6 protein-coding genes and 1 pseudogene are annotated in these 13,566 nt (G+C 54.9%); all 7 read right to left on the bottom strand.

Annotated features, from left to right (window positions below):
• Positions 1 to 12: 12 nt before the first annotated feature.
• The 7 genes and pseudogenes from fusA to rpoB all read right to left on the bottom strand — a co-directional run bounded on the left by fusA (position 13) and on the right by rpoB (position 13,419).
• On the bottom strand, positions 13 to 2,157 hold the full coding sequence (gene fusA / locus AM218_RS00860) for an elongation factor G (RefSeq protein ID WP_054410989.1): 2,145 nt from the start codon (positions 2,155 to 2,157) through the stop codon (positions 13 to 15).
• 93 nt (positions 2,158 to 2,250) lie between these two features.
• On the bottom strand, positions 2,251 to 2,718 hold the full coding sequence (gene rpsG / locus AM218_RS00855) for a 30S ribosomal protein S7 (protein WP_044515484.1): 468 nt from the start codon (positions 2,716 to 2,718) through the stop codon (positions 2,251 to 2,253).
• A gap of 84 nt (positions 2,719 to 2,802) precedes the next feature.
• The gene (gene rpsL, locus AM218_RS00850) at positions 2,803 to 3,231 is read right to left on the bottom strand and encodes a 30S ribosomal protein S12 (RefSeq protein ID WP_054410986.1); all 429 of its coding nucleotides are present in this window, start codon (positions 3,229 to 3,231) and stop codon (positions 2,803 to 2,805) included.
• 166 nt (positions 3,232 to 3,397) lie between these two features.
• Positions 3,398 to 4,210: a putative nucleotide-diphospho-sugar transferase gene (locus tag AM218_RS00845; RefSeq protein ID WP_054410984.1), complete on the bottom strand. Its 813-nt coding sequence runs from the start codon at positions 4,208 to 4,210 to the stop codon at positions 3,398 to 3,400.
• 192 nt (positions 4,211 to 4,402) lie between these two features.
• A pseudogene (locus tag AM218_RS00840) lies at positions 4,403 to 4,708 on the bottom strand (DUF3467 domain-containing protein); the annotation flags it as partial.
• Between the two features lie 146 nt (positions 4,709 to 4,854).
• The gene (gene rpoC / locus AM218_RS00835) at positions 4,855 to 9,207 is read right to left on the bottom strand and encodes a DNA-directed RNA polymerase subunit beta' (RefSeq protein ID WP_054410981.1); all 4,353 of its coding nucleotides are present in this window, start codon (positions 9,205 to 9,207) and stop codon (positions 4,855 to 4,857) included.
• 336 nt (positions 9,208 to 9,543) lie between these two features.
• Positions 9,544 to 13,419: a DNA-directed RNA polymerase subunit beta gene (gene rpoB / locus AM218_RS00830; protein WP_071843827.1), complete on the bottom strand. Its 3,876-nt coding sequence runs from the start codon at positions 13,417 to 13,419 to the stop codon at positions 9,544 to 9,546.
• Between the last annotated feature and the right edge of the window lie 147 nt (positions 13,420 to 13,566).

The raw sequence follows: 13,566 nt of genomic DNA, 5'->3' as shown, positions 1-13,566 counted from the left end.
TCTGAAAGCGGATTAGCGGATGGCGTTACCTTTTTGCTTGGCAATGATAGCTTCAGCAAGGTTGTTCGGCACTTGGTCGTAGTGCGAGAAGGTCAGCGAAGCCGAAGCACGACCCGACGAGATGGTACGCAGCGTAGTTACGTAACCGAACAGCTCCGACAACGGAACGTCAGCCTTGATAACGTTAGCACCACCTTTGGTGTCCATACCTTTCATGATACCACGACGACGGTTCAGGTCACCCGTTACCGAGCCGGTGTATTCATCAGGAGAAACTACTTCTACCGCCATGATAGGCTCAAGCAGTTTCGGACCAGCTTGCTTGCCAGCTTCACGGAAACCACCACGGGCAGCCAGTTCGAACGACAGGGCGTCCGAGTCAACATCGTGGTAAGAACCGTAGTACAGACGTACACGCATGCCTTCAATGGGGAAGCCAGCCAACGGACCGTTCTTCATAGCTTCTTCGAAGCCTTTCTGAACTGGGGCGATGAATTCGCGGGGGATAACACCACCCGAGATGTCGTTTACGAACTCCAGACCGGGTTTCTCCGGATCGGTCAGTTTCGGACCGAGTTCGAATACGATGTCACCGAATTTACCACGACCACCCGTCTGCTTCTTATAAGTTTCGCGATGCTCAACCGTTTTGGTGAGAATCTCCTTATAAGCTACCATAGGAGCACCCTGGTTGATTTCCACCTTGAACTCCCGACGCATACGGTCGATGATGATTTCCAGGTGAAGCTCGCCCATGCCTTTCAGTACGGTCTGGCCCGTCTCGGGGTCAGTCTGTACAACCAGCGTAGGATCTTCTTCCACGAGTTTGGCAATAGCCATACCCATCTTATCAACGTCGGCCTGAGTTTTAGGCTCGATGGCGTAACCGATAACGGGCTCAGGGAAGCTCATCGATTCCAGTACTACGCGCGACTTCTCGTCGGTCAGCGTATCACCGGTTTTGATGTCTTTAAAACCAACACCAGCAGCAATATCACCGGCCTGGATTTTATCGATAGGGTTCTGCTTGTTGGAGTGCATCTGCATCAGACGCGAGATACGCTCCTTCTTGTTCGTGCGGTTGTTGTGCACGTACGAACCAGCATCCAGCACACCGCTGTAGCAACGGAAGAAGCACAGACGACCTACGAAGGGGTCAGTAGCAATCTTGAACGCCAGAGCAGTGAAAGGCTCGCTGTTGTCGGGGTGACGCTCGATTTCCTCGCCGGTATCGGGGTTTTTACCGATAATGGGGGGCATATCCAGCGGCGAAGGCAGGTAGGCCATTACGCCATCCAGCATCGACTGTACACCTTTGTTTTTGAAAGCTGAACCGCACATTACGGGCGAGAACTTCATGTCGATAACCGCCTGGCGGATAACGACCATCATTTCCTCACGCGTGATGGAATCGGGGTTGTCGAAGAATTTCTCCAGCAGGGCGTCGTCATACTCGGCAACGCTTTCTACCAGCTTCTGACGCCACTCGGCTACGGTCTCCACCAGATCCTCGGGAACCGGGATTTCGTGGTACGACTTGCCCTGGGTAGCATCATCCCATACGATGGCCTTACCCGTCAGCAGATCGACAACACCTTTGAAGGTATCTTCGGCACCAATCGGGATTTGCAGCGGCACAGGGTTAGCACCTAGCTTGTCCTTAATCTCGGCCACAGCCTTGAAGAAGTCAGCACCGGCACGGTCCATCTTGTTGACGAAGCAGATGCGGGGCACTTTGTACTTGTCAGCCTGACGCCAAACCGTTTCCGACTGTGGCTCAACACCCGATACAGCGCAGAACAGAGCAACGGCACCGTCCAGTACGCGCAGCGAGCGTTCTACTTCTACCGTGAAGTCAACGTGGCCGGGGGTGTCAATCAGGTTAATCTTATACTGCTTGGTCTCGGGCGTAGGGTCGCCGTTGGCATCAGTAGGGTAGTTCCAGAACGTGGTGGTGGCAGCTGAAGTGATGGTGATACCCCGCTCCTGCTCCTGCTCCATCCAGTCCATCGTGGCAGCACCTTCGTGCACTTCCCCGATTTTGTGGGTTTTACCGGTATAGTAGAGAATGCGCTCCGACGTGGTAGTTTTACCAGCATCGATGTGCGCCATAATCCCGATATTCCGGAGATACTGCAGATCTTTATTAACAGCCATGGTTTTTATGAGGTCTTAGGAATTAGGGCCTCAGGCCTTAGTAACGCATTTAAAACACTACTAAGCCCTAAGACCCTAAACCCTAATAACTGTTTAGAAACGGAAGTGCGAGAAGGCCTTGTTGGCTTCTGCCATCCGGTGCGTGTCGTCCTTTTTCTTCACGGCAGCACCTTCACCCTTAGCAGCGGCAATGATTTCGCCGGCCAGCTTGTCCTTCATGGTTTTCTCACCACGACGACGGGCATATTGAATCAGCCACTTCGAACCTACGGCGATACGACGGTCAGCACGAACTTCGATCGGCACCTGGAAGGTAGCACCACCTACGCGGCGGCTCTTCACTTCTACAGTGGGCATAACGTTGTTCAGGGCTTTGCGCCACATTTCCAGGCCGCTCTCCTTGGTGCGCTGCTCAACTAGCTCGCAGGCATCATAGAAAATGGTGTAGGCCAGGTTTTTCTTCCCGTCATACATCATGTAGTTAACGAAGCGGGTTACCAGCGTCTCCTTGTATTTGGGGTCGGGCAGGAGGATACGCTTTTTCGGTTTTGACTTTCTCATGGGTTCAGATGTGAGTAGCGGTAGCCAAGAGTGGGATAAGAACCATATGCTATCCAGCACTTCGGACTACCACACTCGTCTCAATTACTTTTTCTTACCGGGTGCTGGTTTGCCGCCTTTGCCTGTTGCTACGGGCTGGCCTGGCTTCGGACGCTTAGCGCCGTACTTCGAACGACGCTGCAGACGGCCGTTTACACCGGCGGTGTCCAGAGCACCACGAATGATGTGATAACGCACACCGGGAAGGTCTTTCACGCGGCCGCCACGAATCAGCACGATGCTGTGCTCCTGCAGGTTGTGGCCTTCACCAGGGATGTAGGCGTTAACTTCTTTGCCGTTGGTGAGGCGCACACGGGCTACTTTACGCATAGCCGAGTTCGGCTTCTTAGGCGTGGTGGTGTACACACGGGTGCAAACGCCACGGCGCTGCGGGCACGAATCAAGTGCCGGCGACTTCGACTTAGTCGTCAGCTTCTCGCGGCCTTTTCGTACTAATTGGTTAATGGTAGGCATCTACGGAATGGTTTGTCCAGGGGGGTTCGCTCCCAAAAAATTAGGCTTGCAAAGGTATAGACTTGCTTTCGAAATAGCAAACAGGTTGAATTAGTTAATTTTATAAGATGAAGCAGGAAGAAAGCGGACCATCTGCGGCTTCACCATTACTTATTTAGAGGGCTGCTTATAAGTCGAAGTGGGGTAATTGCCAGCGGCGGCCCGTTGCTTTCCGGATAGCCCGCCGCCACCCAGGCAAGCTGCTGTACGCCTGCTCCGACTTGTGCAACCAGGGGATATTCAACTGGGTGGCCCGCTGGTACAGCTCCTCATAGCTCTGCCCGGCATAGCGCTCAAACAGCTCCGTCAGCACCGGCCTTATAGCCTTCAGGTTCCAGTAGTGCAGCAGGCAACCGGCGGCTTCCTGTACCGGCTGTCCCTCCACGGCAAACCGCATACTGAAGGCCAGCTGCTCCATCATATGCTTGTTGTAGGCGGCATACAGCTGCTCGGCCAGCTGCATCACTTCCGGGAGCAAGCCGGCATCCTCGCTTCGGAAGCCTAGCACGCCGGAGTTAAACAAGCGGGTGGTGGGCTCAATACGGAGCGTATGTCCCGCTATCCGGGTCTGGAAGTTTTTCAGATGCCGATACACTTTACGGCTCAGCCCATTGCCCATGGCCAGCGTGCCCTCATCCAGATGCATATAGCGTACTCCCTGAGTAATAGCTTCGAAGATAGGGGCCGGGTCCTTTAGCCAGATGGTATCCGTATCCAGAAACAGCAGGTTGCCGGGGAAGTGGGTTGCGGCATGTTCCAGCACCCCAATCTTCAGCAGATATACTTTATTGACACTGCCTTTCCACTGCTGCCACTGCTCCTCAGCTATTACCGGATAAAGGATATCAGTTGGACTGCCCAGTACTTTCTGAAAGCTGGTCGCATCATCCGTATAGATAATAATGGTAGGACGTGGCTTTGCTGTGGTGTGACGTGCCACCTGATAGTAGGACAGAATGCTGTACAGCGCCTCGCTCCTGATTCCGGCAGAACCATACGAAAGGTAAATAAAGTAATTCGGCCGCTGACCTGACGATGGAGAATGTTGCATGGAAAAGCCGATAGTAAGGAAAAGCCGACGCTCCTCCCCTGGGAAGCGCGTCGGCTTTTATGCTTGATTACAAATCAGGATTTACGCCTCGCCCATGGCGCCCCCGAAGTTCATGGGGTAGCTGGGCATATCTGGCTGCTGCTTGATGGGGCCAAAGGTCTGCTCAAACCGGTCGATGTTATCAGAGAGTGCGGCCAGCAGCCGCTTGGCGTGCTCGGGGGTGATGACGATGCGGGCTTTTACTTTGGCTTTGGGCAGGCCCGGCATCAGGCGGATAAAGTCAATAACGAACTCGCTGCTGCTGTGCGCAATCATGGCCAGGTTAGCATATTCGCCTTCGGCAATTTCCTCCGACAGCTCAATGTTAATGGCGTTGGGGTCGTGGGGGGTATTAGCGTCTTGGGGGGCTGGTTCATAGCAGAAGGGATAGGCCGCAGCAGGTGCATTCTGCCCGGCAGGTTAAAACTACCAAAAAAGAAAAAGCCGACCAGATTTCTCTGGCCGGCTTCTCCTACTTATTTACTCCAGAAGAACTACTCCTGTACCGATTCGCGACGTGAGGCGCGGGCCGGACGTTTCGCAGGAACCACTTCTTCCGCGGCTTTCGACGCTTGCAGCGCCTCCAGCTCTTCTTTCGACCCTACAATCTGACGCGTGTATTCGCGCAGACCGGTACCGGCCGGGATGAGGTGACCTACGATTACGTTTTCCTTCAGGCCCAGCAGTTCGTCGGCCTTGCCACGGATGGCGGCTTCCGACAGCACCTTGGTCGTTTCCTGGAAGGAAGCGGCCGAGATGAACGACTGAGTACCCAAAGAGGCCTGCGTGATACCCTGCAGCGTGGGGCGTGATACGGAAGGCTGTGCATCCCGTACTTCCACCACCGCGAGGTCCCGACGCTTCAGGCTCGAGTTTTCGTCGCGCAGACGACGAGCCGTTACAATCTGACCAGGCTTCAGGTTCGTCGAGTCGCCGGCATTCGTTACCACCTTCATGTCGATGATGGTATCGTTTTCTTCCATGAACACGATTTTGTCGATAACCTGGTGCTCCAGGAAAGTTGTATCACCAGCATCGAGGATAACCACTTTCTGCATCATCTGGCGAACTACCACCTCAATGTGCTTATCGTTGATTTTCACACCCTGCAAGCGGTATACTTCCTGAATCTCGTTCACGAGGTACTCCTGCACCGCACCCGGACCCTGAATGCTCAGGATGTCGGACGGCGTAATAGCACCATCGGAAAGCGGCATACCGGCCCGGATGAAGTCGTTGTCCTGCACCAGAATGTGCTTGGACAGCGGCACCATGTACTTCTTCTTCACGCCGTCTTTCGACTCCACAAAGATTTCACGGTTACCACGCTTCACGGTACCATAGGTTACCACACCGTCAATCTCGGCCACAACAGCCGGGTTTGAAGGGTTACGGGCTTCGAAGAGCTCCGTAACACGGGGCAGACCACCGGTAATGTCGCGGGTTTTGCCCACGGCACGCGGAATCTTGGCCAGAATCTGACCAGCCTTGATTTTCTCGCCGTTCTCCACGTTCAAGTGCGAACCTACCGGGATGTTATAGCCCTTCGATCCTTCCATGTCACCCTTCTTACCGGGGCGCACGATGATAGAGGGGTTCTGATCCTTGGCTTTTGATTCGATAATCACTTTCTCACGGTGACCGGTCTGTTCGTCCGACTCCTCGCGGTAGGTGATGCCTTCGGTGATGGCGTCGTACTGAATGACACCATCAAACTCGGCCAGAATAACGGCGTTGTAAGGGTCCCAGTTGTTCAGTTCAGCACCTTTCTCTACCTCCTGGCCTTCTTCTACCAGCAGGAACGAGCCGTAAGGCACGTGGTTTGAGATAAACACCTTGCCGGTGCCTTTCTCCACGATACGAACCTCGCCCGAGCGACCCATCACCACTTTCACCGGCTCGCCATCAGGGCCAGCGGTTTCCACGGTGCGGATATCTTCGAACTCTACCACCCCGGCGAACTTGGCGCGGATGCTGGCTTCTACTGCAATGTTGGATGCTGTACCACCTACGTGGAAGGTACGCAGCGTGAGCTGGGTACCAGGTTCCCCGATAGACTGAGCAGCAATAACACCAACCGCTTCGCCTTTCTGCACCATGCGGCCCGACGACAGGTTACGACCGTAGCAACGGGCGCAGATACCACGCTTCGACTCGCAGGTCAGTACTGAACGGATTTCCACCGATTCAATGCTGGTGTTGTCGATGCGACGCGTGATTTCCTCGGTGATTTCGTCGCCGGCAGTCAGGATAATCTCGTCCGTCAGCGGGTCGATGATATCGTGCACGGCCACGCGGCCCAGGATACGTTCTGCCAGTGGCTCTACCACGTCCTCGTTATCCTTCAGAGCGAAGGTCTCGATGCCGCGCAGCGTACCACAGTCATTTTCGTTTACAATTACGTCCTGCGATACGTCTACCAGACGACGCGTCAGGTAGCCGGCGTCAGCCGTTTTCAAAGCGGTATCAGCCAGACCCTTACGGGCACCGTGGGTCGAAATAAAGTACTCGATTACGTCCAGACCTTCTTTGAAGTTAGACAGAATCGGGTTTTCAATAATCTCACCTACCGAGCCCTGCAGCGACTTCTGCGGCTTAGCCATCAGACCCCGCATACCGCCGAGCTGACGAATCTGCTCACGCGAACCACGGGCACCGGAGTGCATCATCATGTAAATCGAGTTGAAGCCCTGGTTCTCCTTTTCGAGGCGACCCATGAGGGTTTCAGTGATTTGGTTGTTGATACGCGTCCAGATGTCGATAACCTGGTTGTAACGCTCGTTATCTGTAATCAGACCCATCTGGTAGTTCTGCGTTACCGCCAGAACATCCGCCTGCGCCTGCGCAATCAGAGCATCTTTCTCTTTCGGAATCTGGATGTCGCCCAGACCCATCGACAGACCACCTTTGTAAGCCGACTGGAAGCCCAGCGTCTTGATGTCGTCGAGGAACTGCGCCGTGCGGGCCATGCCCGTACGCTTGAACACCAGCGAAATGATTTGCTGCAGCTTTTTCTTGGTCAGCAGCTCATCTACGAAACCTACCTCGGTGGGTACGAGCTGGTTGAACAGCACGCGGCCGGCTACGGTCTCGATGATCTTGGTAACCAGGTTATCCTGCTCGTCCCGAACCAGCGTACGAACCTTGATATAGGCGTGCTTCGACAGAACACCTTCGTTGATGGCAATAACTACCTCCTCATCGGAGTAGAAAGTCATGCCTTCACCGTCGATTTTCTCTTCGGGCGTAGTGCGCTTGCCTTTGGTCACGTAGTACAAGCCCAGAACCATGTCCTGCGACGGTACCGCAATAGGCGCGCCGTTGGCAGGGTTCAGGATGTTGTGCGAGGCCAGCATGAGCATGGAGGCTTCCAGGATAGCAGCCGGTCCCAGGGGAACGTGCACAGCCATCTGGTCACCGTCAAAGTCAGCGTTGAAAGCCGTACACACCAGGGGGTGAAGCTGAATAGCTTTACCCTCGATGAGGCGGGGCTGGAATGCCTGGATACCCAAGCGGTGCAGCGTAGGAGCCCGGTTGAGGAGCACTGGGTGGCCTTTCAGCACATTTTCCAGAATATCCCACACCACGGCGTCCTTGCGGTCAACGATTTTCTTCGCTGATTTCACCGTCTTCACGATACCGCGCTCGATGAGCTTACGGATAATGAACGGCTTGAACAGCTCGGCGGCCATGTTCTTGGGCAGACCGCACTCGTGCAGCTTCAGCTCCGGGCCAACCACAATAACCGAACGGCCAGAGTAGTCAACACGCTTACCGAGCAGGTTCTGACGGAAGCGGCCCTGCTTGCCTTTCAGCATATCAGACAGCGACTTCAGCGCCCGGTTACCTTCAGCACGCACGGCATTCACCTTACGTGAGTTGTCGAACAAGGAGTCAACAGCTTCCTGCAGCATGCGCTTTTCGTTCCGCAGAATCACTTCAGGAGCCTTGATTTCGATCAGGCGCTTGAGGCGGTTGTTACGGATGATTACGCGGCGGTACAGGTCGTTCAGGTCGGAAGTAGCAAAACGGCCACCATCCAACGGCACGAGAGGGCGCAATTCCGGGGGAATAACGGGCACCATGCGGATAACCATCCACTCGGGCTTGTTTTCCACGCGGGTGGCGGCATCACGGAACGCTTCTACTACCCGCAGACGCTTCAGAGCCTCAGCCTTACGCTGCTGCGAAGTTTCGTGGGCAGCTGAGTCACGCAGGGAGTACGACAGCTCGTCGAGGTTAATGCGCTCCAGCAGGAGGTACAACGCATCAGCACCCATGCGGGCGATGAATTTGTTGGGGTCCTCGTTCGGCAGCATCTGATTCTCGCGGGGGAGCTTGTCGATGATGTCGAGGTACTCGTCTTCGGTGAGGAAGTCAAGCTGCTGCACGCCTTCTTCGGCCAGTACGCCCGCCTGTACTACTACATACCGCTCGTAATAGATAATCTGATCCAGCTTCTTGGTGGGCAGGCCCAGCAGGTAGCCGATTTTATTGGGCAGGGACTTAAAGTACCAGATATGCGCCACGGGCACCACCAGTTCGATGTGGCCCATCCGCTCCCGACGTACTTTTTTCTCGGTCACCTCTACGCCGCAACGGTCGCAGATAATGCCTTTGTAGCGGATGCGCTTGTATTTACCGCAGTGGCATTCCCAGTCCTTTACGGGACCGAAAATCCGCTCGCAGAACAAGCCACCCATCTCGGGCTTGTACGTCCGGTAGTTGATCGTCTCGGGCTTTACTACTTCACCGTTCGACCGCTCCAGAATGGATTCGGGCGAGGCCAGCGAGATAGTGACTTTCGAGAAGTCCTGTACCAGTTTTTTGTTTTTTGCAAACGCCATGTGTGGAAGCTATTAGCTGTTGGCTTTGTGTGCTGTTAGAACGGCTCCGCCCTCTTAAGAGCAGCGTGAGTAATTCTAACAGTTCGACTTTGGCAAAAGTGCTCTGCAGATCGGATAGGTACGCCGTGCAGTAGGTTCTACCAAGTCTGGATGATAAACAGCTCGTCTTTGGGCAAACACGAACCACTTTGCGGCCAACTGCTCCCGGAGGTTGATGCCGTTCTGACCATATCTCGGAACGACGCCGGCAGCAGATGTTATCGGTTTCCCGAACCGCGTATTACTTGAAAGAGGGAGCTGCCAGCATCGAAACACCAGCAGCTCCCTTTTCAAAACTTAGTCAAGCGTGATTTCCAGGGCCAGACCACGCAGCTCATGAATGAGTACGTTGAATGACTCGGGGATATTTGGCTTGGGCAGTACGTCGCCTTTCACAATAGCCTCGTACGCTTTGGCACGGCCTACCACGTCATCCGACTTCACCGTCAGGATTTCTTGGAGAACGTTAGAAGCGCCGAAAGCCTCCAGTGCCCATACTTCCATCTCGCCGAAGCGCTGGCCACCGAATTGTGCCTTACCACCCAGCGGCTGCTGGGTAATAAGCGAGTACGGGCCGATGGAACGGGCGTGCATCTTGTCATCAACAAGGTGACCCAGCTTCAGCATATAAATAACACCCACGGTTACCGGCTGGTCGAAACGCTGACCAGTCAGACCATCGTGCAGGTAAGCACGGCCCCAGTCGGGCAGGCCCGCCTCGGTCAGTTCATGCGCCACTTCGTCCTCGGTTGCACCGTCGAAAATCGGGGTAGCATAGGTGCGGCCCATTTTCAGACCGGCCCAGCCGAGTACCGTTTCGTAAATCTGACCGATGTTCATCCGGCTTGGTACACCCAGGGGGTTCAGCACGATGTCCATTGGGGTGCCGTCGGGCAGGAAGGGCATGTCCTCATCGCGCACGATGCGGGCTACTACCCCCTTGTTACCGTGACGACCAGCCATTTTATCACCCACCTTCAGCTTACGCTTCTTGGCGATGTATACTTTGGCCAGCTGCACAATACCGGCGGGCAGCTCATCACCTACTTCCAAAGTAAACCGGTCGCGCTTAAAGCGGGCCGTGATGGTGTTGCGACGCTTAGCATAGTTTTTCACCAGCATCGTCAGCATACCGTTCACGCGCTCATCAGCCGTCCAGTTCTCCAGGATCAGGTCTTTGAACATGTTCACCTCTTCCGGCACGGCGTAGTTGCTCTCGTCCTTGTAGGGGTTCTTCTCGGGGAACAACGCTTCCGTGATGTTCTTCTTACCGAATTTCACACCCTTGCTCAGGATTTCGTCGCCAAACTTGTGCTTTACGCCCTGGGAGGTTTTGCCTTCCAGCAGCTGCACCAGCTTCTCTACCATCACGGCTTTCACCGCGCGCAGTTCCTTGGCGTACGAGTCCTTCAGCTCTTCCACTTCCTTCTTCGACTTGGCCCGGAGGTTTTTGTCTTTCTTAGGACGGGAGAACAGCTTGGTTCCGATAACCACACCCTGCAGGGAGGGCGGCGCCTTAAGCGAGGCATCCTTCACATCACCGGCTTTGTCACCGAAGATGGCGCGGAGCAGCTTCTCTTCCGGCGTCGGGTCGGTTTCGCCCTTCGGCGTAATCTTACCGATCAGGATGTCGCCTTCCTTCACCTCAGCGCCCAAACGGATGATACCGTTGTCGTCGAGGTTGCGCACGGCTTCTTCGCTCACGTTCGGGATTTCCGAGGTCAGCTCTTCTTCGCCACGCTTGGTTTCGCGCACTTCCAGCTCAAACTCCTCAATGTGAATCGAGGTAAAGATGTCGTCGCGGACAACCCGCTCCGAAATAACGATGGCATCCTCGAAGTTGTAACCCTGCCATGGCATGAATGCCACCTGCATGTTACGACCCAGAGCCAGCTCACCTTTGTTAGTGCCGTAGCCTTCGCACAGAACCTGGCCCTTCATCACCCGCTCACCGTTCTTCACGAGCGGCGTCAGGTTGATGCAGGTATCCTGGTTGGTACGACGGAACTTGATCAGGTCGTAGGAAATCTTCTCGGCGTCGAAGCTTACGAGGATATCGTCTTCCGTCAGGTCGTATTTTACTACGATGCGGTTAGCGTCCACGTAATCAATTACACCGTTGCCTTCCGCTACTACCAGCGTACGGGAGTCAGTAGCTACGCGGCCTTCCAGACCGGTGCCCACAATGGGAGCCTCGGCTTTCAGCAGCGGTACTGCCTGGCGTTGCATGTTCGAACCCATCAGGGCACGGTTGGCGTCATCGTGCTCCAGGAACGGAATCAGTGAAGCAGCTACCGATACAATCTGGTTCGGGGCCACGTCCATGTAGGTGTACTCACCGGGCTCAACCACGGGGAAGTCACCTTCGAAACGGCCTTTCACCAGGTCGCTGATGAATCTACCCTCATCCGTGAGGCGGGCGTTAGCCTGCGCAATGTGGTGGGTATCTTCTTCCTCAGCGGTGAGGTACTTCACGTTCTCCGTCATATCCACCTTGCCGCTCTCAACCGTGCGGTAAGGCGTCTCGATGAAGCCCATGGCATTCACGCGGGCGTGCACGCACAGCGACGAAATCAGACCAATGTTTGGTCCTTCCGGCGTTTCAATGGTGCAAAGACGGCCGTAGTGTGTGTAGTGAACGTCACGTACTTCGAAACCAGCCCGCTCACGCGACAGACCTCCCGGCCCCAGTGCCGATACGCGACGCTTGTGCGTCACCTCGGCCAGCGGGTTAGTTTGGTCCATGAACTGCGACAACTGGTTGGTGCCGAAGAACGAGTTGATAACCGAAGACAGCGTCCGGGCATTGATCAGGTCAACCGGCTTGAAGTCCTCGTTGTCGCGCACGTTCATGCGCTCCTTGATGGTACGCGCCATACGGGCCAGACCTACGCCAAACTGAGCGTAGAGCTGCTCCCCTACCGTGCGGACACGACGGTTGCTCAAGTGGTCAATGTCATCGACAATGGCCTTGGAGTTGATCAGACCAATCAGGTACTTCACGATGAGGACAATGTCCTCGTTGGTCAGCACGCGGGCTTCCCAGTTCGTGTCGATACCCAGCTTCTTATTGATGCGGTAGCGGCCTACGTCACCAAGGTCGTAGCGCTTATCCGAGAAGAACAGCTTTTGGATGATATCACGCGCAGTTTCTTCGTCGGGAGCTTCCGTGTTACGGAGCTGACGGTAGATCTGCTCTACAGCTTCCTTCTCCGAGTTGGAGTTGTCTTTCTGCAGCGTGTTATAGATGATGGCGAAGTCAGCAATGTTGACATTCTCGCGGTGCAGGATAACCGATTTGGCTCCGGCATTCAGGATGGTGTCAATATCGTCCTCCTCAATGGTCGAGTCGCGCTCCAGCAGCACTTCGTTCCGGTCGATAGATACCACTTCTCCGGTATCCTCGTCCACGAAGTCCTCCGTCCAGGTGCGCAGCACCCGGGCAGCCAGCTTCCGGCCTACGGCCTTCTTGAGCGTTTTCTTATCAGCCTTCACCTCTTCCGACAGCCCGAACAGGTCCAGAATGTCTTTGTCGGTGCCGTAGCCGATAGCGCGAAGCAGCGTGGTAACCGGGAATTTCTTCTTCCGGTCGATGTACGCATACATCACATTGTTCACGTCCGTGGCAAATTCAATCCACGAGCCTTTGAACGGAATAATACGGGCCGAATACAGCTTCGTGCCGTTGGTGTGCTTGCTCTGGGCAAAGAACACGCCGGGCGAACGGTGCAGCTGCGATACGATAACCCGCTCGGCGCCGTTAATAACGAAGGAGCCTTTCTCGGTCATGTAGGGGATATTCCCCAGGAACACTTCCTGCTCAATGGTTTCGAAGTCCTCGTTGTCCGTGTCATTGCAGACCAGACGCAGCTTAGCCTTCAGGGGCACCGAGTACGTCAGGCCGCGGTCGATGCACTCATCCACCGAATACTTGGGCGGATCTACGTGGTAGTCGATGAACGTCAGGACAAAGTTCTCGCGGGAGTCCGAAATCGGAAAGTTCTCCGCGAATACCTTGAACAGCCCTTCATCGGTGCGGTTCTCAGCAGCCGTCTCCAACTGGAAGAAATCCATGAACGAGCGAACCTGCACGTCCAGGAAATCCGGGTACTCAATAACCTTTTTAATCTTGGCGAAATTGATCCGCTCGTCAGCGGCCTGCAGCCTTTCCAGCGCAGCCTTTGCTTTCGGTGTAGCCAATGTATGTGGGGTTAGGAAATGGACACAGAGAGGATGCAATCAAAAACCCTACTGCCGTCCTGTGCGTTTAGGCACAAAAAGCCGCAAAGCGGCGCGTCTGAGGACATTAGTAATGTTTGT

Source organism: Hymenobacter sp. DG25A (assembly GCF_001280305.1).
GTDB lineage: Bacteria > Bacteroidota > Bacteroidia > Cytophagales > Hymenobacteraceae > Hymenobacter.
Note: the sequence above shows the minus strand (reverse complement) of the source record. Positions and strands in the feature narration are given on the sequence as shown.